Raw genomic sequence first — 24,579 nt, 5'->3', positions numbered from 1 at the left:
TGTTCACCCCTCAAAAAAATGCAGTCCATATATCACAACATATGGGTGATAGGCTCTTCATGTTTAATGCTAAGGCGGGCATTTAGCAGTTTCTTTGTATATTCATGTTGCGGATTATCAAATAGTTCATACACATTTGCTGTTTCTACAATTCTGCCATGTTGCATAACGACTACATCATCTGCCATTTCAGAAATGACGCCAAGATCATGAGAAATGAGTAAAATGGATGTTCCATATTCAGAACGGATTTTATCCAAGTGGCGAAGTACCTGTAATTGGTTATGTACGTCGAGTGCAGTCGTCGGCTCATCAGCAATAATAACGGATGGCTGTAAACATGCAGCCATCGCAATCATCACGCGTTGAAGCATACCTCCACTCAGTTGAAAAGGATAGCTTTTTAATAGTTTCGCGGGATTTGGCAGGTTTACATTTTGCATCGCTTCGATGGCAAGCTCTTTTGCTTGTTTTTTATTCAATGCGGTATGAGACCTAATCGTTTCGACAAATTGATTGCCAATTGTAAAAACAGGCGTAAATGAATTCATCGGATTTTGCATAATAAAGCCAATATCCTTGCCGCGAATTCCACGTATTTCTTTATCGTCCAAACCATTTAATTCTCGTCCTTGAAGGGTAATGCTTCCTTTGATTGTCGTTGTTTTCCGATCAAGAAGCTGTAGAATGGACATACTCGTAACGGTTTTGCCACTCCCACTTTCCCCAACAAGACCCAATACCTTCCCTTTTTCCAGTTCAAAATTAATGTCCTGAACGAGGGTGGCAGCACCTTCCTTTGTTTGTACTTTTACATGTAGATCGCTCACTGTTAATACATTCGACCGTTCTGTTCTCAATCTTCTCATTCCTTTTTATTAACGACGTTTGACTCCAAAACGTTCTGATAGCGCTTCGCCTAATAAATTGAAGGTGACGACAACAAGCATAATCATCAAACCTGGATATAGCATTAATTCTGGATTCGTCCGAATATAGGATTTCCCTTCATGAATCATTGCTCCCCATTCCGGTGTAGGGGGTTGCACGCCCAAACCTAGAAACGACATGGCCGATATATCCATGATGGCCCAACCCATTTCTAATGTACCCATAACAGCGAGCGGAGGAAGAACATTTGGAACAATATGTTTCTTTATTATCTTCCATTGAGAAGAACCGCTTATTTTAGCTGCCGCTATATAGTTTTGTTCTTTTAGACTAAGTACCATTCCTCGGAAAATTCTCGCATAATACACCCATTGCACAAGCATCAATGCTATGATGACCTGTTTAAGGCCAGGTCCCAATATGCCAACAAGTCCAAGAATGAGCAAAAGGTTCGGAAATGCCATAACGCCATCACACAGTCTCATTAGCACCTGGTCCACCCATCCGCCTTTATAACCAGCAATGGTTCCGACAATCAAACCGATGCCTAAAGATGAAATAAAGATTAATGTAGCAAATCCTAACGAAATGCGAGCTCCATATAAGATGCGTGATAACGTACATCTTCCTAAATGATCCGTTCCCAATGGATACTCAAAGGAAGATGGCTGTAGTTTATTTGCTAAATTGACAGCAATAGGATCATTAGGTGCAATCCAAGGAGCCAAGATGGTGATGATAAATAGGAAGCTTAATATTATTGAACAAAGGACAATCACTTTCTGACTTCTCATCATAATACGAAGACTTGTTATCATTGACGTTGCCCTCCTTTTCTGGAGATGCGTGGGTCGATACACATTTGAATTAGGTCAACAATCAAATTGCTAAAAATGAATAGTCCCGCAGCTAAAAGCACATAGCATTGAATGACAGGAACATCCCGATTAAAAATAGCTTCAATGAAATAACGACCGAATCCTGGCCAGGAAAAGACCGCTTCGACGATAATTGTTCCAGTCAGCAGCTTTCCTAAATTCATCCCCAGTCCAGTAATCATGGGGGATATGGCTATTCTCAATACATGTTTTCCCATAATGACTTTTTCATGAATGCCTCTTGTGCGAGCAAAAAGGACATAAGGTTCCTGCAAATTTTCAAGAACGCTAGCACGTAATAATCGAGTATACAAAGCTATTAATGGCAAAGCTAAAGTAACGGAAGGAAGAACCAGATGTTTCCAAGTCCCGATTCCTTCGACAGGAAATAGGTCGAGTTTAACAGAAAAGAAAAAAATCAATAAATAACCAAGCCAAAAAGAAGGGATGGACGCCCCGAAAAAAGAGAGAAGGCGACTAAAATGGTCAATAACACTGTTTTTCTTTATGCCTGCCAAAAATCCAAGAGGGACACTGACCAGGATAGCTAATAGGATGCTCCCTAAAGCTAACTGAATGGTCGCTGGCATTCGATAGGTTACCTCTTCCCAAACAGGTTTATTCGAAAGATAAGATATGCCAAAATCAAATTGGCATATCTTAATAATAGAATTTACATATTGAACATGGAGGGGTTGATCTAAGCCAAACTCATGTCTTTTCTGAGCCAATATCTCATCTGTAGATTGGATATGTGCTGCAGATAAATATGCCTCAGCTGGGTCCACTGGTGAAAGGTGAATCATTCCAAACGTAAGAAGAGTGGCCAAGAGAAAGATGGGAATAATGGCCATAATTCGTTTCAAGATATAAGTGCCCATGAAAACCCTCCTGTAACTTACTTCTCGATGCTAATTCCTGTGAATGGATGTTCATCCCGGTTAGCAGGGAATGTAAAATTAGATACATCTTTTTGGTAAACAGCTATTTTCTTAATATAAGAAATGGGCACAATCGCTCCTTGGTCTTGCAGTGATTCCAAAATGGTTGAGTAAAGTTCTTGACGTTCTTTTTCATCTGTTGTTCCAGGAACATCTGCAATTTGTTTTAACAACTCATCTCTGTTCGGATAAGATGAAATGGCTTCGTTAAAACCAAATCCTTCTGAGCCAACGACATTTACGAAAGTATGTGGATCATATGGAGCGCCATAGTTACTAAAGAAATTCAATTCAAAATCATTAGCTTTGAATCTTTCAATTTGTACCGTTAGCTCAACTCCAACGATATTCAATTTAACACCTAGTGCCGCCCACTCCGATTGTAATGTTTCGGCCATTGCTTTTTGAATCGATTCTGCAGAGTCGTACATTAACTCGATTTCAAGCGGCTTTCCGTCTTTCTCACGAACGTTTTTTCCTTTTGGAAGCTTCCATCCCGCTTCATCTAATAAAGCTTTTGCTTTTTCGACATTATAATCAATCGGTGTTACATCAATGTCTGAAGTATACGGGAAGTTTGTCGGTAAAATGAAATCTGCCTTCTCTTCCAAACCTGAAGTAACTCCGTCAACCATTGCTTTTTTATTAAATCCATATTGTAACGCTTGACGAACACGTAAATCTGAAAGTTGTTCTTTCTTCGTATTCATAACTAGTTGTCTTGTCGCAACCGGATCAGAAATACTAGTCTCATAGTTACCTGTTGTTTCTAATTGTTTGAAAGCATCCAGACTGATAGCACCTTCACCATAAATTAGGTCCAGGTCACCTTTTTCAAAAGCAAGAACACGGGTTTCCGCATCAGGAATGACCTTGACTTTAATTTTCTTAACTTTAGGGAGTTCACCCCAATAATTTTCATTGCGTTTGAAAATAGCATATTCATCTGCTTTATATTCTTCCAAAATCCATGGGCCTGTACCGACTGGTTTTGTAACACCTTTAGAAGTGTCACCATCTTTAGGGAATCCAGCATCACCTAAGAATCGGACTGGACGAACAACGGCTAACTCTTGAATAGTAGGATAATATGGCTCCTTTAATGTTAGTTTAAATGTATTTTGGTCAATTACTTCCGTTTGATCCACTTTCGTAATAAAGCCCAACCAACTATGCAAATCAACATTTTTCAATATAGTATCAAAGTTCTTTTTCACAATTTCAGCATTAAAGCTTGTACCGTCAGAAAATTTCACATCTTGACGGAGGTTGAACGTATATTCCTTCCCATCCTTGGAAATTTCCCAAGATTCAGCTAAATGCGGTTTCAGCTTACCTCCATCTTGGTAGCTGACCAAAGGTTCATATATCATTGATGTAGCGAATAATTGAGAAGGATTATAGACATGCGGATTCATTTCACCTATATCCCTCGGCCAAGCCAAAGTAAGCATGTCTTTATTGTCTTTGTTTGAAGTTGAATTTTCTTTTGATTCATTTGTACATCCAAGTAAAAGCGTTGATAGAATTAAAACGATTGCCGATATAAATAACACTTTTTTGCTGTTTCTTCGTTTTGACATAACCATTGGTGCCCCCTGTACCATATTGAGAATTATTTTCAATTGTAATGAGTAACTATATTATTGTCAATATAATGTCGAAACTCTCAAAAAATATAATTATGTTTATAAGAAATCATATGTAGATACGTAGATCCCCAATATCCTTTTCAGCCATGAATGATGATGCTACTCCGAATATTCACACGTTCGACCCCTTTTAAAACCGGTATTGTTCGTGAAAGTAAGGAACTTGACCAAAATGAATTACATTCCGTCGTGAAGAAATAATTATCATTCACCTGTTTTTTGATAACTCAATCATCAGTTGCAATCCTCTTAACCTTATAAGAGGATAAAGCTGATAATATTATTCTAATATAATTATTTGTACATAGAAGACATCGGAAGGTGGACATTAATCGTTGTATAGATTTGTGAATGTCCCAAACGCTCTTGCTGAGAATGCCGAACATATATGGTGTTAAAGGACTGGGAATGTATCACCTGACATTTTCTCATTTTTTTGTATAGCGCCATTGTTCATTTGGTTTGGCGATCCAGACGAAGTGGAGTGTGGACTGTTTACAGCTGCACTCCGTTTTCCATTACTGAATAGCATGGACAAAGGCAAACAGCTGCATGATTTTCCTGAGAGCCTGTAAAGACTTAAAGCTTTCGGACATTCCCAAGAAGCTGCTATTGAAAATGCGCTTCTTCAAGTATCCAAAAAATTAATAAAGTCGGGTTATAAAATTTTATTGTACGTCTGGGGCAGTGACCGGAAGGCCTCCAAACGACTTTACGATAAATTGAATGACCCGTTGAATGTGACTTATGATCCATCTTTATACTCAGAGGAAGAGCTTATTGAAAAACTCTCTGTCTGCAGTTTGAGCATTAACTTTAAACTTCACGCTAATATCCTTTCCTTAGCAGGAAATGTCCCCTGTATCGCCCTCGGATACAGATTTAAAGTATTTGATTTGTTTCAGTCCCTTGGGCTGGAGAATTTAGTCGTTTCAACCGATTCCGATACACTAGCTCTTGATATTATGGAAGGGATCCGGGAAATTGAACTAAATAATGAAAAGATAATCGAACAATACAAAAATAGAAAGGAACAATTCAGTCCCTTAATAATTGAACCTATAAAAAATAATTTCACAGTAGACTAACTTTTAGATTTTAATACCCAAACTCCAAATTAATCCAACTTCTACCAGTCCCTTTTACTTGGAATGATTCTAGGAGTTGATGTTCTCCTCCATCCCACTTTTCGTTGAAATTGCCAAATAAGAAATGGCCTCCCACGGTAAACTGGGAGGCCTTCAACTTTAAAGATATTCACATGTGTCGCCCATTCAATAAGGCATATATATATATGATATGAAAAGGGTTTTCTCCTTTTCATTATACTTTAAAAAAGAAGAAAAAAGGTTATGAGCATGTTATGACCATAGGACACTTTTTCTTATCCGTCTCCATAATGATCAGAAATTTAGCCATATTTTTTCGTTCTTCTGTATTTGAGAATGAAGAAATTAGAAATATATTAATACATAGCCTTATTTATTATGATTAATGGATAAAATTCCTTAATTCTCGGAATCACAATAATAACATTCATTCGGAGAAAATACCTACCTGATTCTCATGGCAGGCGAAAATGCGGCTCAAAAGAAAGAAGCCACTAGACCTTAGCTGCCTATTTTTTCATAATAAACGCCAGTTTATAGTACGGATTCATTATATTAATTGACTTTCCGCTACCTGCCAAGTTTGTCCTAAAATCATGGCTATGGGCTCCCGCTTCTGATGTCGTAAAGTCGTGGCTATGGACTCCCGCTTCTGATGTCGTCAAATCATGGCTATGGGCTCCCGCTTCTGATGTCGTGAAGTCGTGGCTATGGGCTCCAGCCTCAGATGTCGTAAGGTCATGGCTATGGGCCCCCGCTTCTGATGTCGTGAAATCGTGGCTATGAGCTCCAGCCTCAGATGTCGTAAAATCGTGGCTATGAGCTCCAGCCTCAGATGTCGTAAAGTCGTGGCTATGAGCTCCAGCCTCAGATGTCGTAATGTCGTGGCTATGGGCTCCAGCCTCAGATGTCGTAAAGTCGTGGCTATGGGCTCCAGCCTCAGATGTCGTAAAGTTGTGGGTATGTTCCCCTGCTGGAGATGTGGTATAAATGCCGGAAGTGTTATTGGCCGCTGCTTGATTCCCGCCTGCCGGTTTATTAGTGGTTGTGTCGCCACGATCAACGTATTGGTGTGAATGTATTCCAGAAGGATTTGTCATACCGGTATGTGTGTGGCTTCCAGCAACATTCGTTGTTCCCGTATGCGTGTGGCTTCCAGCTACATTTGTTGTTCCCGTATGCGTATGGTCTCCAGCTACATTCGTTGTTCCCATATGCGTGTGGTCTCCAGCTACATTCGTTGTTCCCGTATGCGTGTGGTCTCCAGCTACATTCGTTGTCCCCGTATGCGTATGGTTTCCAGCTACATTCGTTGTTCCCGTATGCGTGTGGTCTCCACCCACATCCGTTGTTCCCATATGTGTGTGGTCTCCAGCCACATTCGTTGTTCCCGTATGCGTGTGGTCTCCCCCCATATCCGTCGTACCCATATGTGTGTGGTCTCCAGCCTCAGCCGTGTTTCCGGTATGACTATGGGGAGCAAGTTGGGATTTGTCCAGTTTTATTCTTTTATGTCCACCCCTATCGCCAATTTCCGAATTTTTAGCTGTTCCCAAAACAAAGCGCTCCCTCAAATCTGGCGTTCCTTTCGTTCCATCACATAACAACCATCCTTTTGGAATATTCTTAATGGATCCGCTCCACATTACGATAACGCCACTCGGAATTCGTTCATAGTTTGTCAATGTTACCCTCTCCTGAAAGCAATGAATTTTACTATATTTTATGCTAGGTAACACCTTTAGAGCTGGACTTTTTGGTGAAATAAACAGATTGAATTTGTACAGTATGAACACATGGAGACACCCACCACCACCATAAGAGGGTGTAGGAGTAATGGAAATTCAGCATCGTTTCGGCCGTACAGACATCACGTTCCACTGCACCTTTTTACCGTCTCTTGTTTTCTCCCAACCACTTTCTGATATAACAAACTAAGGATGTAAAATAGAAAATATAAAACAGCCTGCATCTACTGATTGACGATACATTTCTTATTTTTTTTCAAGAACTTGAATAACCATATTGGATACTATTACATCGAAACTTTTATCTCTAACTAAGTTGTTAAGGAAATTAGTGTCTGATGGCACTACAGCACTAACTGGAATGGTGTTACCCAAGGCGCTACATATCGTGTTAAATTAGAAAATTGGGCAATTGTTTCTTTTACTTTGACCCAACAAGGTTTAGATGGCTTTAGTATGTAGATTTTAGAAAATTACCAGATAATTATCACTCTGAAATTGCATAACTAGAAGGCACTCCTTTTAAAAGGAGCGTTTATTAAGTATGCACATAAAAAAGCACCTGTTTAAGATGCTATGCTTGTAACGTTTTATATAGTTGATTTTCTAGACCAATTAGAGATTGCATAGTACTTGTCAACTAGCATGGGTTGCTACTCGCGGGGATCTGGCTGCCTTCCTTATTTTAGTGATGGCTCCCATTCACCTATAAAAAACGCTATCATTGTTTACCTGCTTTGTCTTGGCTTCGCTACGAGACATTTGTATCCCTTGCCTTGGGACCTCCTTTTGTCTTCGGCATTAGCCTTGTTTTCTTTGACTTGCTTTTATAGGTCTTTTTGTGTTGTTTGAGCTAGCACAGGTTGCTACTCGCGGCAATTTAGCTGCCTTCAATACTATCGTAGGTTGTCCCTCATTCACCCCTTTATATTTCTTTAATCCTGAAAGGTGTGTTCTTCCCAAGCACATACACTTTCATTCAAAAGAGAAATAATTCGTCTACTTCTCCATACTCAATACCCCATAAACGTTTTCAATCAGTTTTTAACTCAATCAACCAAACTTCCTATCTGATTTCCTTGTTAAAAAAACTCAATTAGTCATAATTTCCACCAATGTTTCACTACATCTTTTAGAAGCTTCTAATTTTGTCGATATTTACTCAGAATTTGTAGTTATTTCTCGGGAAATTGTTGAAATTTGAAAATAGTGATTCTGAATAGTTAGAACAAAAGAATTTCTACTATTGATTTGATTGCCTCGGTTTAAATTGTTATTAACACCTCAATATCGTAAAAGATTCTAAAAAAAACCATTAAGAAACCTTTTTCTTATTTTGAAGTAATGTTTCTTAATGGTTTTTTTGTTCAGTTTTAAATTATGACATATCGTTTGTCAGTTAAATGTTCACCTCACGCGTAGAGCAGCGAGTGTATTGGTTGAAAATTTCTTTAGTCCTGAAAGGTGTGTTCTTCTAAAGACACATACGCTTTCATTCAAAAGAGATATAGTTCGTCTACTTCCCCACACTCAATACCCATAAACGTTTTCAATCAAATTTTTAACTCAATCGACCACGCTTCCTATCTGGAAATTTTCACCAAAGTTTTACTACATCTTTTAGAACCCTCTCATTTTGTCGATATCTACTCAGAATTTGTAGTTATTTCTCGGGAAATTGTTGAAATTTGAAAAATAGTGATTCTGAATAGTTGGAACAAAGGAATTTCTACTATAGATTTGATTGCCTCGGTGTTATTTAACATCTCAATATAGTCAAAGAGACTAAAAAAAAGTAATGAAACCTTTTTCTTATTGAAGTAATGTTTCTTAATGTTTTTTTGTTGTTCAGTTTTAAGCTATGACATATCGTTTGTCAGTTAAATGTTCATTTCACCCGTAGCTGCGAGTATATTGGTTAAAAATTCAGCTCCCTTTTAATTGAATGAGAGCATGGGATAAATTGTCATATGTATCGGGTATCGCTATCTCTGTTTCATTGGTTCCTTCTAATCTTTCTTTTTCTTGATACAAGGGCCTTTAACTCTATCGTTTAGGGGGTTCCCCTTATAGCGTATCGCTTTAAGCGTTTCGATGTCGGATTAAAAGCAGGTGTGTAAATTCCCACATTTTAATAATGGTTATTCATTTCGCTCTAAGTTTTAGACATACTTTCGAGCATTGATTTTACATTTCCACTTCCTTTGAAGAGGATGCTCATTCATTCCGAAGTAAATCCTGTTGCATATAGGACTTTCCTTTCTATTTAAAGATGAAGAATCTGTGGACATATTTTCATGTTATATCGCACACCGATACGAAACAAAAAAAGAACCGATTAGCCCCTTTCTTGAAAAACACTATTGAGGACATGGATCTTGCCGGAGCTGAGAAACCGTTGTTTTAAGCTGAGACATATCGTTTGTCAGTGGACGTTCATTTCAAGGGTAGCTGCAAGTTTATTGGTTAAAACATTTAAAATCTCATTTATTTGTTTGGAATTATGGGTTAAGTTGTCTTTATACCGAGTATCGCTATCTCTTTTCATCAGTTACTTCTAATCTATCTTTTAATAGATACATAAGATCTTTAGCTGTACCATCCAGGGACAATCCCTTATCACGTATCGTATAACGCTATGTGCGCTTCGATGTCAGATTGTATAAAGATAGGTAACCACCATCTTAAAAACTCATATCCGTTTCGTTCTAAGTTTTGACCATACTTTTGAACAGTGGGTATGCATCCCCACTTCTTCTGCCACTTCCTTAGAAAAGAATACAAAGAATACTCGTTCATTCGGATGTATATCATGTTTGCATTAAACGTCACTCACTTTTCTAATAAACCTAAAGATTCGAATTTATTTGCAAGTTATATCGCCCAGCGATACGCAACACACAAAAAAGGAGCCGATAAATCCCTGTCTGGAGCACCTCTAGTAAGAATGACTCTTGTTTTTGAATGCATGTTTCAACTCCCTTTTTATCAAACATGCCTTTATTTCTTGCTTCAAATTGTGCATTTTGTTTTAGATGCATATCGCTTAAACAAATCTCCAATGAATTTCAATTGAGCCTTCGCTTGCCTTTGGTAGAACGTCCGATACATTGGAATCGCCGAGCTCTTACATAACAGGTGCCAAACCTGTAAAGTTAAATATTCTTTCTTCATTCTGTTTTTCAGCTACGCGAATCATATATGGCACTATGAATTTTTTTAAAGTTTTTTGGATTCGCATTACAATGCTTTTCTCAATCTATCAAATGTTTCTTCATCAATAACAAATCAATACAGAGCTAGGCAAAAAACCTTAACAGTCATCCCTTATTTTCTGAATATGGAGAAAAGTCCCCGCCATTTTTCGGAACGTTTTTGTATAGCCTCTTCTAAACGTTTATTAAATTCATTTTGTGAACTCCATTCTTTTTTCTGTTCGTCCCGCATATTTTGTATTTCTTTTTGTAAGAGTTCACTTTTTTGTTTTTCTTGTTCCAGCAATGTTTCGTAATGGGTATTTTGTTGTTCAGTTAATTGTTCAATTTTAGTATTAGTTCTTTGAGCTGAATTTCCAATACTAGAACTTATAACATGATGATCTTGCTGGAGCCGGGAAACCTTTGTTTTAAGCTGTGACATATCGTTTGTCAGTTGGACATTCATTTCACGTGTAGCTGCAAGTTCATTGGCTAAAAACATTAAGACCTCGTTTAATTGATTGGGGTCGTGGGGTGAATTTTCATATGTATCGGGTATCGCTATGTGTGTTTCATTGGATCCTTCTAATCTTTCTTTTTGTTGATACACAAGGTCTTTAGCTGTATCGTCTAGGGGCTTGTCCGTATCGCGTAGCGCTATAAGCGCTCCGATGTCAGATTTAACAAAGATACGCCGATCTCCATCTTTCAAAAACTCATATCCATTCCGCTCTAAGATTTGACCATACTTTCGAACAGTGGGAGTTGCAATCCCCACTTCTTCTGCCACTTCCTTGGAAGAGAAAGCTCGTTCATTCAGTTGTATATCGCGTCGCATATCGGACCTCTTTTCTATAACTAGTTGTATCTGTAGTCTACCCGACCTTAAATTTTCTGTCTAGATAAGTATAGCCTATCCAGAAGTCGTTAGGGATAGCGATAAGATTCCCTTTTCCTTTCTTCTGTTTCCATATAGGATTAGATCACCTATTCACTTACCTTCCTTCTCCTGCATAGCCTCCACCTCCCCTTATAATTGCGGATGTTACATCTGGTTGGGCCTGGCGCCTGGTCCCGTGCCTTTGGAAAACTGGCCAGCCTTATCCTCAAGATTCCCCATTTTTTGTTGCAAGTTACCACTCGTACAAATTTCATATAATCACTTAAGTGGAGTGAATTACATCCTAATTCATAGGCTCTTTTACATAACCAGCTTTGAGTGCTTTTCTACTAAAAGTGGCTGGTCGATTATTGAAACCAAGTTTATTAATCCACCTAAGTGTTTATTATTGTTTCTCATCTAATATAGCTTTGACTGGTTCTATAAGAACTTCCCATTGATTTGCTTTTGTTTACTTATGTTCCGTACCATTCAAATTGATGAAAGACTCGTGAAAATGCTGAAACACAATAAGATTAAGCACACAGAAATAAAACTTCAGAGAATCGTTCCTTTCTGGTTTGGGTCGTTGTGGAGACTCCTCTTACACCAGTTTGGACCGATTCTATTATTTTCCCACTAAAAAAAGCTCGACCCAAATGGCACATTATATGCCTTTTGGGTCAGCTTATTCTTTCATTATTTCATCAGCTTAGCGACTGGCTTCGAAAGAAACAACAATACAATACCTAAACCAATTGTTACAAAACCAATCACACTGAAGATTTCCAGGTAACCTAAAGACTGCGTATATGCAGCTAATTGTCCGGCTACCATATTGGCCACTGCGGAACTTGCCAGCCATACTCCCATTAGAAGAGAGGCTAGCTTGATTGGAGCAATTTTGCTTACCATTGACAAACCAACTGGTGAAATCATTAGTTCGGCTAATGTATGAAGGAAATACGTTACAATCATGAACAGGATGTTCACTTTCAGCGCTGTATCGTTTCCTGTGTACATAACGGCAGGAAGCAGTACTAAGAAACCTAAACCAACAGTGACTAAACCAAGAGCCATCTTCGTTGGGGTTTTTAAGTCACCGCGTTTTGAGCTGCCAAGCTTGTACCATAAAGCAGACATAATTGGCGCTAAAATCACGATGAATAATGGGTTCAATGATTGGAACCAGGCAGTTGGAACCTCAAAGCCAAATACATTCCGATCAATTTGGTCATTGGCATACAATGTCAATGAACTTCCTGCCTGCTCGAAAGCGGCCCAGAAAGCAATGACGAATACTGCCAAAATCACGATAGCCGTTGTACGTTTTTGTTCTCTTTTCGTTAACGGTGCAGCTGATTTTTTACCAGCTGTAACATCCGGTTTGCCAGTAGGTTCTTTACCGATATCACCTAAATAGCGATTGCCTAATAAGTTGAAAACTAACTGTCCTACAATCATGCCAATTGCTGCTGTCAAGAACCCATATTTATAGCTCATAAGCCCGACCACTAACGGTGCGAAGAAAGCCCCAACGTTAATACCCATATAGAAGATGGTGAAAGCCCCATCACGACGCGGGTCGTTGTCTTCATAAAGATCACCAACAATTGTCGAGATGTTTGGCTTGAAGAAACCATTACCGATAATCAATAAACCAAGACCAATGTAAAGCGCTGTCAAACTCTGACTTGCGAATAGCGAAAAGTTACCCAGCGCCATTAAAATACCGCCAATCGTGATCGCCAATCTTCTGCCTATGAAACGGTCAGTCAAGTATCCGCCAATCATTGGCGTAATATAAACGGCACCAGTAAAGAATCCGTATATGCCCATAGCCGCAGATTTGTCGACTCCAAGCCCGCCGTTTACAACCGTTGCCGTTAAGTAAAGAACAAGGATTGCCCTCATTCCGTAATAGCTGAAGCGCTCCCATGCCTCAGTAGCGAACAGCATATACAATCCTGGAGGATGCTTTTTCCTGGACTGGTTTGGCTGCTGAACTTCTTCTTTTAATAGTGCTTGCATAATAAAGTCCTCCTCAATATGGTTAACCATCAATCGTTACATTCACAAAATAATTGCATGGTCTTTATTTTAATAGACAATTGAATGGTACGATGATGGCCACTCATTCCATCCAACCCACCATCAGTAAGCGTTTTCATTTTTAATCTTCGCTCTGGTGCAAAAAGAATCTGATAGCAAAATCTACATGGGCATAAACTTATAAATTCATTCATTTAACTTGAAGACATTCAATGAAGGTATTTACATTTTAAAGAATCTTTAGTGTTGTAAAATAATTTTATATTATCAGAAAATATAAAAATACAGAAAAAAAAGAAAAAAAGTCTTGTTGCATTAACGGTCTGCCCAGCAACGGAGACCCCCCATCATAATAAAAAACTGCCTAGTATTAAGGCAGTTTCTTAGTCAACAATCCATTGATATAAATTTTTGGGTCTTCCTATTTTTTGATAACTCACAATAGTTTCCACTTTTCCTTCATCAAGTAAATGCATAATATAGCGATAGACGGTCGGATAAGCCAATCCAACTTCTTTAGAAATTGTATCAACAGAAAAAGGCTCACGATTAGAATGTAGAAAATCACTAACGTGACGAAGTGTTCTCTTACTAATTCCCTTTGTTACAAATACATCCTTCTCTTCACTGGATTTTTGCTGCGGAGCTGATTGGGTTAATTTTGCTAGGCGGGCATGCAGTTGAATTCTTGAAATCAAATCAGGCGCTTTTACAGGCTTTAACGCAAAATCCGTTGCGCCTGCTTCAAGAAAGCGATCAGCAATTTCCTGTCGTTCATCGACTGTTAATACAAGAATCGGAACATCGGCATTAAGTTTACGAAGCTCACCCACTGTTTTTATTCCGTCCATTTCCGGCATATGATAATCAACTAAAACAACATCCGCTCCTTTTTCTACAAACACATTCAACCCTTCTTTTCCGTTGTTAGCCGTATCTGCATTCCAGCCGGCAAATTCACAAATTTCACTTAGCATGTATTGAATTGATGCATCATCATCAATGACTAAAATGTTCATATTGACACACTCCCCTCAGCTAGTTTAATCCAAATTATTGTCCCGTGTCCAAGCTTGCTGTCAATTTCCACAGATGCACCATGCCCTTCAGCAACTTGTCGTACGAAAGCTAATCCCATCCCTGGGTGCGATTTCGTACTGAACCCAGCTTTCCATATTTCCACCTGCTCTTTAGGTAAAATCCCTTTCCCGTTATCTGATACGCCCAACCAAAGTTCATTTTCATAGGTTTTTACCTTAAGCAAAATCTTTCCATCTTCCACTCCATTCACTGCATCATAAGCATTGTCAATTAAATTCACCAATGCCCTTGTCATTCGGATTTTATTAATGAAAATTTTAATTTCAGGATCTGTTTGAAAGTCTACCTTCAGATTAAGATTTGTCCCGCTCAGTCTGCTTGCTTCGACATATTCAACTAAATCTTTTATACGACACCAATGTTTTTTATCATCATATAAAATCTCGGAAATCATGTCGCTAACGGAATGAATCGATGCTGAAATCCTTTGACAATATTCCTTAATTTTAGAATCGTCCACTTTCATACCAATTAAAGAATTCAGCCCCTCAATTGCTGTGAGAGGCGTTTTTAAATCATGGACCAGATATAGTGCTTCCCGGCCTGATCTTGACTGCATTGCTTCCAACTGCGCATAATGAAGCTCTTGCTTTATCCGCCATCTTTGTTCAGCCAATGAAAAATACACAGCTAAAATAACGGCATTAATAACGAAAATCAAGCACAAAGTTAAACTGTACAATGTTAAAGATTGCTCAAATCCAATTTGAACCGCTATATCTTTTAATTCCTTTGAAATCGATCCTTGGCCAAATCCAAATTGGGATAAAGCAGGAATCTCATTCAGCCATTCAATCCCAAAGATTAATTGAGAACAAATAATCGTTTTAATAATTGGCTTTAGTCTATCCTTTTCAAAGGCTTGCAATAATAAGATGGCTAACAACAATAACAAAGCATATGCGCTAAATGAGTATGTTAAAGAATAATAAGCATTTATCACGATATAATCGAGAGGAATAACAATAAGGGGAATGACGATTTTTAACCATGGACGGTTTAAACGAGCACCGATTTCGTCTCCCAACAGCAGTGCACCAATATAATGAAACAAAGCTAAAACTGTATTTAAAGAAATTAACAAAAAAACGGCAAGCATTAGCTTATTTCCCGTTTCTTCACCTTCTCTTAAAGAAATAAGCAAATCAGTAAGGCCAATTTCGTCAGGACCCAACCACGACAGTAAGAATACCCCGAATAAAATTACTCCAATTTTTATCCATATTGTCCAAGACCTCATAAGACTGGCTATCATAATCATTTCACCTTTAATCGATTATTTGCTTCTAGAATAGAATGATGACCATTCTTTCATTTCGTATTGATTTAAATGTAGGTATACACTTCCATTCTCATTATACGCAATTCATCATTATTATGAAAATTATAAAAAAATGGGTACGTGGATGAGCTACCCTATAGACAAAAAATTAATTATTATCCTTATAGAGTTATTTAACTACACTGCATTTTTTTCCATAGAAAAAAACACCTCCATATTGATTGGTTGATATTTAATACCTACTTTTCAACGAAAGGTGTTTTTACTTTTCTCATTTTTCAGGTCAGTGCAATTATAAAAAAAGGATTATCTCGCTTTTGCATATTTAGTTAGTTTGCCGAAATAATATTATATACTGATGCTTTTTGAGATTATACTTTATTGTTCCAAGAGGTAATTACAAAAATCAACTTGAAAATATTGATTTCTCAAGGATTTAATTAGATAAATAGGGTTCACATCAATATTCACATGTAACAATGCCTTTTCAAAGGTATCCATGGACACTGAAGGATTATCTCCTAATAATGATGCAATGGCTGCTTCATATTTACCCTTTTGGTAAGTACCTTCCTTTTTATCTTCTAAAGCATGAAGTATATCAAAAATCACCTTTGTATCATTTTCACTCAGATCATTATTCAAAATGAAATGAAAAAAAGTATATTGTTCAGGATTTTTATCCAAAGCAATTGTAAGTAATAACTTTTGATGATATTTCATCTTTTTAAATTCATCTATTAACTCATCCATTAAATTCAGCTCCTACTATTATAATACCCAAAGTGCAATTGCCCAAGCAATAGATCTAGCAGCACTTGGTGCAAAGCCTAATTCATGTATCATGAAATCAACTAATCTTGCTTCAATTTTATTAGACATTCTGTCTAATGCATCACCAATTTCAAAAGCATGTTTTTTCAAAAGCTTACCATTGGCAGGTGATAAACTACCAACAATTTTACCCATTGCTGTACCACCATACTTTAGTGCATACACTACAACTGTCTTTTTAAATCCCCTTTTTTTGGACTCATTTTCTAATTGTTGAATAATTTCAGATGACATTTGAGTACCATCATAAGGGTTGACGGGGTTGGCCTGTTGCATTAACAAACTTGAGGGAGTCGATTGGTCAGCAATGACACTTTCTATTTCTTCTAGGCTAATTTGGGTTTGCTCGGTTACTATTATAGAACCAATTTCAGTATTTGTTCGAATTGTTGATTCATTTAGTTCAGAAGCAGAAGCTTTTGAAAATGGAGCAAAAGCTGAAAATAGAAAAGCACTTGCAACAGCTGGAACTATAATTCTCTTAACACCAATTTCTCTAACTCTAATAATTTTCATATTGGTCAAACTCCTTTTAACAATGGGATTAGGGTAAGTGTTTCCGCACTTCTATCTTTATACTAATATATTTAGTAAATCCCCTCGTTCCAAAAATGAAACGATATAATTTACATTTCATAATTCCCTTATTTGATATTCACATATTTGGTGTGAGCATTCATGACTGAATCTCCCGTTAGACCCCTATAATAAGGGATTAAGCAATGATTACATCATGCCCGCCCATTCATCTTTATATAAAATAGGAAGAAATACGTTTCAAATATTGGCTTTATATTAAGATTTGAGTTTCTTTGGACTTAACAAAACATAATACTTTTAAAATAAGAAGAGGACAAATAGGAGGACAGTAGTAATACCCCATTTGTCCTTTTTACCTTCTAACGTTAATACCCCAGAATCACAGACCTGGATTTAGATTAAAAGAAAGCATATAGTATTTAAAGGAGCAAACCTAGTTAAGCAAACGTCTTGTTACACCCTCCCAACGATCCTCCTCTATTGCATCATTCAAATAGGATTTCGACATCTGCCTTAGGATTGCTGCGACTTGCGGGTAACTGAATTCTAGCGCTTTTGCCCAATCCTCGTACTTCCCAGCCAACTTTCTTTCATCGTCACCACCTTCACCTTGCCAATGTACACCCTGACCGTTGTAAAGACCCACTCTCACACCCTAGAAACCTTAGCATTTACAATGCGATCAAGAACTTTACGAACAGGTTCACATGGCCAGACACCATCCTCGCCGATTGGAGCTTTTGAAAATAGTTTCCCAAGGCAAAAATCACATACATCTTCGCGAGAAAGCTCAATTGCCGACTCAAGAACCTTTTGAACCCAGTTCACAATTCTGTCAGGGTCTAATTCACCTTCGCTGTTATGACCAGGAATGGTCGATAACTTTTCCAAAAGACGATAAGCTGCCCCTGCTCGCTGCTCCTTAACATGTTGGTTCGGTGGACGAAGTTCTACTGGATCTTCACCTCCATCAGATCGCTTGTATGCCATTGCTACAGCTTGCACGAAAAGTTCAGGTTGTTCCTCTATTTGCTTTTCGAGATTCGGGATCTTATAAGCTTCACCGGAAGGCATCAATAAACTGAAACTCCAATCCGGCCATTTGATCAACAGGAATTTCCCCACTTTCCGTTAGCAATATGAACGCTTGTGTAAAATGGTAACTATCTAGCATGTAAGTTCCACTTGCTTCCTGAGAACTGTTTAATATTGCAGACATTAATCTGAATAACAGCTTTGGCGGTATTGCTTTTAAACGATGCTGAACGTTCATAAAGGCCGCTCTAGGGCGATTCGCGATAATGAGATGGTCAATGGTGTATTGTAGGTTTTCAAACTCTATTTCGCCCAGCAAATATGGAATAACATCCTTCCAATATCTTTCTGTGCTGAAATTTCTAGAGTCTCCCAATTCCCCAAATCTCCTTAACGAATGGTGCCAACAATAGCAGTGAAACAACTTCAGAAGTCGTGCCGTTCGGTTAAAGGTTTGCACAGTTCACAGCTTTAAAGGTTGGGAAGCTTCCCATATCATCTTTGTGCTGGATTCTCCAAACTCAAATAAGGTCACTACTTACGCTTACTCTAATTTAACTCCTAGCTTTGTTCCCGAATTGAATCATTTCAGTTCAAATGAATTGGGGTGGCCACTAGTGTGGGAGACGTTGGGTATGCAAGCACAAGCCACAAGGGTAACAAAATTATTATCAGAGATGTATATAGATTGGTTTTCATTCTTTAAAGAATTTAGTATCTATTAAGTAAATTGCTACATAATCTTGAAGTTAATGAGTTTAAATTTAGTAACTAAACTAAATTTAAATAACTATAAAAATGTAAGATAATTCATTACTTGGTTGCTATAATCTAGTTAATACACATTACTCAACTTAAGAAGGTGCTACAATATGAATCTAGATTATAAATATCGAGCTTACAAACATGCAATGGGATTTGAGTCAACTTATGATTATTATGATGAGCATTATAAAGTTAACGACAATCCTATTGTTTGGCGTTATATGGACATTTCAAAGTTTAAGTCATTGTTGGAAAATAGTTCTTTGTTCTTCGCTAAACCAAGTGCTTTTGCAGACCCTCTTGAGGGAAGCTATTCAATGTGGGATGTAAAGGAACTTAAAGAAAATTAGGAACTTAATACTCAAACATCAAGAGACTATATGAAGAAAATCCAAGAATTTTCTGCTATCTCATGTTGGCATATTAATGAACATGAATCCGCTGGTATGTGGGATTTATATTTAAGCTCCAACAAATAGTATAAAAACAAACTATCATAATTTAATGCGTAGTATAGATGATTTAAGGTATAGGGTCTTTGCTGGAAAAGTGCAATATATAGATTTTCAGAAAGAAATGACGAGTAGAAATATTTATGACACACTGTTCTATAAAAGAAAGTCATTCAGTCATGAAAATGAATTAAGGCTATTAATCGTTGCAAGCAGAATAGAGAGCAGAGGGCTTGAAAAGGTCTTAGAGAATGATAATGTGCCAGTTCACGAATGGGATGATAAAGAAAAAGAATGGGAAGATAAATCTTATGAATTTACTCATGATGTAGGCACTCTTATACCTTGTAATCTTAATCAGCTAATTGATCAGATATATGTTTCTCCAAAGAGCTCTCCAGAATTCGTTGCTGAGGTCAAAGCATTAGTTCAAAAACATGAACTGTCTCATAAAAAAGTTGTTCAGTCAGACTTATATAATGACTATATTTACTAAATTGGACTTAAGAGTTAGTTTATAAAACTTCATTTCAATTATTTAGTTATTTAAAATACAAGAGGTGCTTAATGGAAGAAAATAATGAACATAACACGAGTGTAGGACAGGAGAATCATGACAGGAGAAAGTTGGGGGCAATCTTTAAAGCAATACCATACTGGGTTTGGTTAATACTCCTTTTCTTTGGTTTTCCTATTATACTAAACTTAGTAATTGAATACGGTAAGGTTTGTTGGGAGTATGTTGGAGATGGAGAGGACTGGCTAGGTTTTTTTAGTAACTATGCTGGTGGATTTATTGGAGCTATGGTTGCTCTCATAATTGCGGGAAAACAAGGTAAAGAGCAGAGGAAATTGGCTGAAATACAACTTAAGGAGCAGAGAAAACTTATTGAGATACAACTTGCAGCAACAAAAGAGGAAAATTCAACTCAGTTTGAACGATCAAAACTAGCAGAGGAGGAGAAGGAAGCTAAGCAAAGGAAATTGGCTCAACTTCAACCTCTTATAATTGCACAATATGAGATAAAAGAAATGATTTATTCGCTTAAGATAGTGAATATCATGAGAAGAGAAAGTATTAAGCATATTCAAGATCGAGATAAAAAAGCTAATACTAAAGAGCGAGAATCAGAAATAAAAATTGAAGCTGAAAAGAATGTCTATAACATCCGACCTATTAATGGAAGTTTATTTTCTTACATACATCTTATTGAAGATATGGAGCTACAAAGTAAGTTATTTATAAAGCTTAGCCAATATAAAGATTTTGGTGAAGCACTTGCAATTAATACTAGAGATAAGGATTGGAACTATAAGCCTGAGAATGGAATTGATCTTAAAGTTGCTGTATATGAAGCAAGAGAAATAAACCAGAGAAGAGAAATGTTAGTTGAGAAAAGGAAGGAAGAGTTTTGGCACTTTATGGATACTGGGTTTGTATACCAACTGGAAAACCTATTAAAGAAAATCAATTCAGAAATTAAAGATGTTGAAAAAATCAAGAATTTAAACAAAGACAGCTCACCAGAAAATCAATGAGGTAGACCTATGAACAAGCGCAAATGGTTTTTAAGAAAGAAAGAATTCTTTATAGTTCTATTTTTGTTTCTTATTACTCCGCCACTACTTAACTATGTCTTATTCACTTGGAAAGCTCCTTGGACATTTGGAGATGGTGACAATTGGCTAGGTTTCTGGGGGAACTACTCAGGAGCATTTGTCGGAGCTTTAGTTGCATTGTGGATTGCTAATAGACAAGCAGTAGAGCAGAGAGAGATACTTAAAAAGCAAATAGATGAGCAACGAGTACAAGAACTCGAAAAAGAAGCTCGTAGTCGTAAAATTGAACAAGCACCTTATTTAATTCAAATACAATTTGAGTTGAAACAGATGTTGAAACAAATACAAAAAGTAAACGATATAAAAAAAGAACGTATCGAAGTACATGAAGGTTATATACGAAATAGGACCGAAAAAGAGGAGTTAACAACTGAAGAGAAAAAGGAAGCTTGTAAAGAAGTTGAAAGTAAAGCCTTTGAAATAAAACCAATAAACAATCAAGTATTTTCTCATTTACAAGGCGTTGATGATATAGAATTACAGATTGGACTTATTGAGTGTTTTACATTTTACACTGAGTTTTCAGAGGCAATAAGCGTTGATTTACAAATGGTCTATGAAGAGTTTAGTAAATCAGTGAAGGGAATGCTTACAGAAGATCAAAAAAAATTTATATCTAGATATCGACAATTTGCACATGAAAGAAGCAAGGTAGACAAAGAAAAAAAACGAGTTTGGTTAGCTTTTGAAAGAGAAGATCAGATTGGCAAACTAGTAAAAACTTTAGAACGAATAGAAAAAGAAATTGAAGATATACGTCAAACAAAAATACTGTATAAGAATACTTCTGTATAATCAAGTTTGGGGGCATAACTTTGTTTAATGTTGATGAGAAATCATATGAGAAGCACTCAGATAAATTTCTAGATACTTTAGCAGAGGTGGCAGAGGTCTATAACAGATTTGAAAAAGACACAAATGAGCAGAATGAGTATCTTTTATATTTCAATGAGCATCTTAAAGTATTTCCAATAATAGATTACTGGAGAAAAGAAATATTTTACATTTGGGATGTTTGCAGAGAATCTTTAATTTGTTGTGAAGCTATAAACGAAGAGTTTATAAGGAACTTAACTGATACTAACTCTATCCATGAAAAAGTCTACTTTCAGCGCACTTTAGAGTATTATATGGAGAATATAACCTATAGAATGTTTCCCTTATTAGAAAAAATTGCACAGATGGTTAATCAATTAATGTCACTCAATATTAAAGAAAAAGATGTATCGTTTTATAAAGTTAAAGAAGCAATGATTAATAAATATACTAATCATACTTTAACGAGTCTTTTTAAAGCTTTTGAATCAAAGGGTGAAGGTAATAAAGCACTCAGAGAGTATAGACATGCATTAACCCATAGAAGAGACCCTCTCCAACCTTATTACAAGTTAAAGGACTATGAAGCACAAGGCTTAGAAGATGGAGAAACAGAACTTTCAATTCTCAAAATTAACGTTGCTGTTCAAATGGAGGCGGAGAGAGATCCACAAGAAATGTTAAGTATTATAAAAACATTTTATTTTAATTTAACAGACTTTGTGGAAAAGCTATTCTTGGGTTCTTTAGAAGAATTAATTAAACGATACGAAGACGAGGTAGATTACTATGAGAACCAGCTTTCACACGAACCCAATGAATAAGTAGGAAAGAGTGAAAAATAACAAGTTATTATTTAAAAAGTGTTTGCTGATAGCGAACACCTTTTTTATTTCTTGCTTAGGATAAAATTTATCTTTTTATCACTGAAGTAGGGAATTCTTGTTTTATTTTTAAAACTGGTTGAAGATTTCATTGACTGTGTATTCAAAACAGTTATTTAAAACTGATATTTCCCTCTCTTGATATGTCATTAAGGTTTCATTGCATTTTGAGCAAAAATTTAGATGATTTATACTCTCACTTTTTCTAATTGGTTTATCGTTGTCTCTCCTCATGACTAAACCCCCTTTATAAATATCATATTTATTCTACATAGTTTTATTCTACATAGTTATGATTGTTCCTTTTAGATAACCATTAAAATTGTTCACCCTAGGTATAATTCAAAAGCAGACTGAATGTTTTCGATTCCAAGAGGTTGATTCTTAATAGACGGATCAACATCTAGTTGTTGGTGTGGATATTGCCCAACACGTACAACTGGCCCGTGCTGTAAACTATCGGGGCATTGTGGTCGGAAAACCTTTGTCTTTTGAAAATAACGAGGAGGGTTTTACTAGATTACTAAACTGGATCAAGGAACTAAAACACATGAAAAACCTAGACACCACGATAGTCGGAATGGAACCTACCGGTCATTATTGGATGAACCTTTCAAAGTGGCTAGTCAAACAAAACATTGATGTCGTTACGGTCAATCCTCACTATGTCAAAAGAAACAAAGAAAATCGTGATAATACGCAATCCAAAAGTGATAAAAAAGATGCCCTTGTCATCGCTGATATGGTGAAGAATGGCTACTATGCCTTCGTTCGTTCCACTTCAGAATCATTTGAAAAACTTCGTGTCCTTATGGCTAACCGAGATGTGATCGTGAAGCGTCTTGTTAGCTCCATCAATCAAATTAATCGCTGGGTGGATGTTGTCTTTCCCGAGCTCCGGCAAGTGTTTAAAGACGTATCATGTAAAGGGGCAATCGCAACCCTACGCCTCTTTCCTACCCCAGCTGAATTATGTTCCTTACAGCCTCAAGATATCGTAACCGGGTGGAAATCATGTATGAAGCGACATTCCGGCCATAAAAAAGCCCGTTCCCTGCTCGCATTGGCCAAGCGTTCAATTGGTACGAAACAAGCCCTTGATGCGTATAAACTTCACTTGGAACAATTATTAGAGGAATATGATCTCGCTTCATCCCAACTCGAAAGAGTGACGCAAGAAGTCACAAACGTCTTAGAACAGATTCCATTCGTTGAGCAAATACTAGCCATTAAAGGAATCAGTGAGATTTCACTGGCGGGCATCTTAGGAGAAGCTGGAGATCTGAGTGGGTTCTCTCACGGGAATGCGCTCCTTCGTCATGCAGGATTGCATCTCGCTGAGGCAAGCTCTGGGAAGTGGAAAGGCCAAATTATTCTTTCCAAACGTGGAAGATCACGCCTGCGGCGTTACCTCTTCCTTGCGACCATGAGTCTGGTGATGAATAACCCTGAATTTAAAGCCCTACACTCGAACAATGTTAAGGTGAAGAAGATTAAGAAAATGAAATCCATCATGAAACTATGTGGAAAACTCGCCCGTGTCCTAGTAGGGATTACTCGTAATGGCTCTGCCTATAAACCGGAAATGGTCTTCCCTCTTGAACAACTAGCTGCGTAAATTTACATTCACATTGTTATTTAACGAAAGTTGGCTTATTCGTAGGATTTCAAAGAAAGCACGAAGTACTGGATGTAATGAACAAAAGGGCAATGACCCGTTCCGTTAGCAAAACCAGCCTCCACCCCTTGGATAGGTATGACGAAGGAATGAAAGGGCATATGATTATGACCCGTTGAGACATGGGAGGGAAAGCCTCCAGGGGCAGCATGGAAAATGCGTGCAGTATATGTAATAATATAGGATTTTAGACAGATCCCCTATTTCACTCTGCCCTCTTATTA

21 protein-coding genes and 1 pseudogene are annotated in these 24,579 nt (G+C 37.3%); 8 read left to right on the top strand and 14 right to left on the bottom strand.

Features of this window, described 5'->3' with window-relative positions; genetic code table 11:
* Positions 1 to 32: 32 nt before the first annotated feature.
* The 4 genes from nikD to nikA are packed head-to-tail and all read right to left on the bottom strand — an operon-like array spanning position 33 to position 4,293.
* The gene (gene nikD / locus ACFX4H_RS22790) at positions 33 to 860 is read right to left on the bottom strand and encodes a nickel import ATP-binding protein NikD (protein ID WP_377436312.1); all 828 of its coding nucleotides are present in this window, start codon (positions 858 to 860) and stop codon (positions 33 to 35) included.
* Between the two features lie 18 nt (positions 861 to 878).
* Positions 879 to 1,709, bottom strand: a complete 831-nt coding sequence (nikC, locus tag ACFX4H_RS22785) for a nickel ABC transporter permease subunit NikC (RefSeq protein ID WP_034306314.1) — start codon at positions 1,707 to 1,709, stop codon at positions 879 to 881.
* Entirely contained in the window at positions 1,706 to 2,650 is a 945-nt protein-coding gene (nikB, locus tag ACFX4H_RS22780) for a nickel ABC transporter permease subunit NikB (protein WP_377436311.1), read from the bottom strand. The genes nikC and nikB overlap by 4 nt, the downstream gene beginning before the upstream one ends.
* 17 nt (positions 2,651 to 2,667) lie before the next feature.
* Positions 2,668 to 4,293 (bottom strand): nickel ABC transporter substrate-binding protein, encoded by a 1,626-nt coding sequence (gene nikA, locus ACFX4H_RS22775; protein ID WP_377436310.1) that lies wholly within the window; start codon positions 4,291 to 4,293, stop codon positions 2,668 to 2,670.
* 680 nt (positions 4,294 to 4,973) lie between these two features.
* On the opposite strand from nikA, the gene ACFX4H_RS22770 reads away from it, so the two are divergent.
* On the top strand, positions 4,974 to 5,450 hold the full coding sequence (locus ACFX4H_RS22770; RefSeq protein ID WP_377436338.1) for a polysaccharide pyruvyl transferase family protein: 477 nt from the start codon (positions 4,974 to 4,976) through the stop codon (positions 5,448 to 5,450).
* Between the two features lie 530 nt (positions 5,451 to 5,980).
* Here ACFX4H_RS22770 and ACFX4H_RS22765 read toward each other — a convergent pair.
* Complete coding sequence (locus tag ACFX4H_RS22765; protein WP_377436309.1) at positions 5,981 to 7,156, bottom strand: hypothetical protein; 1,176 nt, start codon at positions 7,154 to 7,156, stop codon at positions 5,981 to 5,983.
* Positions 7,157 to 10,031: 2,875 nt separating this feature from the next.
* On the opposite strand from ACFX4H_RS22765, the gene ACFX4H_RS22760 reads away from it, so the two are divergent.
* Positions 10,032 to 10,295 carry a hypothetical protein gene (locus ACFX4H_RS22760; protein WP_377436308.1) on the top strand — a complete coding sequence of 88 codons (264 nt, stop codon included), beginning with the start codon at positions 10,032 to 10,034 and terminating at the stop codon, positions 10,293 to 10,295.
* 251 nt (positions 10,296 to 10,546) lie between these two features.
* Here ACFX4H_RS22760 and ACFX4H_RS22755 read toward each other — a convergent pair whose 3' ends face one another.
* From ACFX4H_RS22755 to ACFX4H_RS22715, 9 genes are all read right to left on the bottom strand, one after another.
* A complete protein-coding gene (locus ACFX4H_RS22755) occupies positions 10,547 to 11,254 on the bottom strand; it encodes an SH3 domain-containing protein (protein ID WP_063592345.1) in 708 nt (235 codons plus the stop codon).
* A 741-nt stretch (positions 11,255 to 11,995) separates the two neighbouring features.
* Entirely contained in the window at positions 11,996 to 13,327 is a 1,332-nt protein-coding gene (locus ACFX4H_RS22750; protein WP_098186332.1) for a peptide MFS transporter, read from the bottom strand.
* Between the two features lie 404 nt (positions 13,328 to 13,731).
* A complete protein-coding gene (locus tag ACFX4H_RS22745; protein ID WP_034306328.1) occupies positions 13,732 to 14,367 on the bottom strand; it encodes a response regulator in 636 nt (211 codons plus the stop codon).
* Positions 14,364 to 15,704, bottom strand: a complete 1,341-nt coding sequence (locus ACFX4H_RS22740) for a sensor histidine kinase (RefSeq protein WP_377436307.1) — start codon at positions 15,702 to 15,704, stop codon at positions 14,364 to 14,366. The genes ACFX4H_RS22745 and ACFX4H_RS22740 overlap by 4 nt, the downstream gene beginning before the upstream one ends.
* A gap of 405 nt (positions 15,705 to 16,109) precedes the next feature.
* The gene (locus ACFX4H_RS22735) at positions 16,110 to 16,484 is read right to left on the bottom strand and encodes a DUF1878 family protein (protein WP_377436306.1); all 375 of its coding nucleotides are present in this window, start codon (positions 16,482 to 16,484) and stop codon (positions 16,110 to 16,112) included.
* Between the two features lie 18 nt (positions 16,485 to 16,502).
* A complete protein-coding gene (locus tag ACFX4H_RS22730; RefSeq protein WP_278090195.1) occupies positions 16,503 to 17,081 on the bottom strand; it encodes a hypothetical protein in 579 nt (192 codons plus the stop codon).
* 457 nt (positions 17,082 to 17,538) lie between these two features.
* Entirely contained in the window at positions 17,539 to 17,751 is a 213-nt protein-coding gene (locus tag ACFX4H_RS22725; protein ID WP_377436305.1) for a hypothetical protein, read from the bottom strand.
* A 2-nt stretch (positions 17,752 to 17,753) separates the two neighbouring features.
* Complete coding sequence (locus tag ACFX4H_RS22720; RefSeq protein ID WP_377436304.1) at positions 17,754 to 18,215, bottom strand: hypothetical protein; 462 nt, start codon at positions 18,213 to 18,215, stop codon at positions 17,754 to 17,756.
* On the bottom strand, positions 18,166 to 18,516 hold the full coding sequence (locus ACFX4H_RS22715; protein WP_377436303.1) for a hypothetical protein: 351 nt from the start codon (positions 18,514 to 18,516) through the stop codon (positions 18,166 to 18,168). The genes ACFX4H_RS22720 and ACFX4H_RS22715 overlap by 50 nt, the downstream gene beginning before the upstream one ends.
* A 496-nt stretch (positions 18,517 to 19,012) precedes the next feature.
* Here ACFX4H_RS22715 and ACFX4H_RS22710 point away from each other — a divergent pair, with 496 nt between their 5' ends.
* From ACFX4H_RS22710 to ACFX4H_RS22685, 6 genes and pseudogenes are all read left to right on the top strand, one after another.
* Entirely contained in the window at positions 19,013 to 19,255 is a 243-nt protein-coding gene (locus ACFX4H_RS22710) for a hypothetical protein (protein WP_377436302.1), read from the top strand.
* 199 nt (positions 19,256 to 19,454) lie between these two features.
* Positions 19,455 to 19,853: a hypothetical protein gene (locus ACFX4H_RS22705; protein WP_377436301.1), complete on the top strand. Its 399-nt coding sequence runs from the start codon at positions 19,455 to 19,457 to the stop codon at positions 19,851 to 19,853.
* A gap of 71 nt (positions 19,854 to 19,924) precedes the next feature.
* Positions 19,925 to 20,896: a hypothetical protein gene (locus tag ACFX4H_RS22700; protein ID WP_377436300.1), complete on the top strand. Its 972-nt coding sequence runs from the start codon at positions 19,925 to 19,927 to the stop codon at positions 20,894 to 20,896.
* Between the two features lie 9 nt (positions 20,897 to 20,905).
* On the top strand, positions 20,906 to 21,772 hold the full coding sequence (locus ACFX4H_RS22695; protein ID WP_377436299.1) for a hypothetical protein: 867 nt from the start codon (positions 20,906 to 20,908) through the stop codon (positions 21,770 to 21,772).
* Positions 21,773 to 21,792: 20 nt separating this feature from the next.
* On the top strand, positions 21,793 to 22,617 hold the full coding sequence (locus tag ACFX4H_RS22690) for a Cthe_2314 family HEPN domain-containing protein (protein WP_377436298.1): 825 nt from the start codon (positions 21,793 to 21,795) through the stop codon (positions 22,615 to 22,617).
* Positions 22,618 to 23,068: 451 nt separating this feature from the next.
* Positions 23,069 to 24,295, top strand: a pseudogene (locus ACFX4H_RS22685) (IS110 family RNA-guided transposase); the annotation flags it as partial.
* Positions 24,296 to 24,579: the final 284 nt, after the last annotated feature.

The organism is Peribacillus sp. YIM B13477 (genome assembly GCF_042787955.1).
GTDB classification, from domain to species: Bacteria; Bacillota; Bacilli; order Bacillales; family DSM-1321; genus Peribacillus; species Peribacillus frigoritolerans.
The sequence above is the reverse complement of the archived record's forward strand: the minus strand, read 5'-3'. Positions and strand labels throughout refer to the sequence as shown.